The organism is Paenibacillus radicis (ex Xue et al. 2023), assembly GCF_024722015.1.
Lineage (GTDB): Bacteria > Bacillota > Bacilli > Paenibacillales > NBRC-103111 > Paenibacillus_S.
In genome coordinates this window covers 1-1,401 of record NZ_JANQBD010000073.1, presented here as the reverse complement: position 1 = coordinate 1,401, position 1,401 = coordinate 1, and the positions used below count along the sequence as shown (strand labels likewise).

General features: G+C 44.9%; 2 protein-coding genes. Both read left to right on the top strand.

Translation table 11 applies throughout. The features are described from left to right. Positions 1-76 precede the first annotated feature (76 nt). Positions 77-400 (top strand): transposase, encoded by a 324-nt coding sequence (locus NV381_RS38095; RefSeq protein ID WP_258218458.1) that lies wholly within the window; start codon positions 77-79, stop codon positions 398-400. 41 nt (positions 401-441) lie between these two features. Then, on the top strand, positions 442-1,329 hold the full coding sequence (locus NV381_RS38090; RefSeq protein ID WP_258218457.1) for an IS3 family transposase: 888 nt from the start codon (positions 442-444) through the stop codon (positions 1,327-1,329). The last annotated feature ends 72 nt before the right edge of the window (positions 1,330-1,401 follow it).

Genomic DNA, 1,401 nt, shown 5'->3' with positions numbered 1-1,401 from the left:
TCTCCTAGGCCCCCTAATTAAACTGGAGTCTTTCTTCCCAATAAATTAGACTAAAATTAAAGGGGAGGAAGACAAAATGCGTGCGAGAAAAGTTTTTGAAGAGGCGAGACTCAAGATTGTCCAAGAAGCCCTTTCGGGGATCAAGGTTGCGGTACTAGCTAGGAAATATGAGATCCATCCTGAGACCATTCGTACTTGGGTAAAAGAATATCGTGATAGAATTGGAGACGACCAGATCCCTTCAACCGATGAGCAAATTCAGGAACTGAAAAGGCTCCAGGAACTCGAAGAAAAATATGAAAAGGCAATAAAGATGCTCGGTGAAAAAGAGCTTGAAATAGAAATACTACGTGAACTGCTAAAAAAGCCGAACCCCGCTTATCCGAAAAATACGAGATAGCAGATCAATTCATTAGGCGGGGTGAAAAGGCAGCGGTCGTTTTGCGAATGATTGGTTTGTCGGAATCTACTTATTACGATCGTAAGAAACGCGTAGCGTACCCGTTGGTTAACACGTCCAATACTAAGAAAGGTCGTCCTTATCCGGGATACTCACTGACGAAAACGGGACAGAAGGTAAGCGACGAGCAGATTAAAGAATGGCTCTTAGAGCTCGCCGAAGGCGAAGAGCATGTGTATGGGTACAAGCTCCTCGCTCAATGCCTTCGTAACGAGCACGAACTTATTCTGGATAAAAAGAAGTCGTACCGACTTTGTAAAGAGCTTGGCATCCTACACAAACAGCGGGAGAAGAAAAACAAGCACCCGCGTAGACTTGCTAAGAATCGTTTAGTGACCGAACCCAACCAGTTGTGGCAAATCGATATTAAATATGGTTACGTGGCTGGACGTGACCGCTTCTTTTTTGTGCTCAGCATTATTGATGTGTTTGACCGTGTCATCGTTGATTACTACAGAGGTCCTGTTTGTGAAGCCAAGCATGCCTGTCAGACGTTGTGGCGAGCTCTAGAAAAGCGGATAAAGGCTGGAGGAGCGTTGCCAGTGATTCGATCTGATAACGGCCCTCAGTTCGTCAGCACCCTATTCGGAGACACCTGTGAGAGTCTTGAAATAGTGCATGAGCGGATACCGCCAAGGAGCCCAAACATGAATGCTTACATTGAATCGTTCCACAGCCTGCTTGAGCGTGATCTCTTTTCTAAGATGGACTTCATGACCTTTGATGAAGCTTATGAAGCAGTAGACCGTTACATGGATTTCTACAACAATCGTAGAATGCACGGCAGCTTAAAACGAATGCCCCCCAATCCATTTTCGGAGTGGGTCATGCAGCTCGAAGATCGGACGATCTTTCATAAAGCATTATAATTTTTCATTGAAAGTGAGAGGAGAAATTCACATAAAGGAGCAAGCCCAACTGCGAGAAGAAATCCAACAACT

Coding starts and splice junctions, on each gene's coding strand:
- NV381_RS38095 (WP_258218458.1), top strand. CDS start 77: ATGCGTGCGAGAAAAGTTTTTGAAGAGGCGAGACTCAAGATTGTCCAA.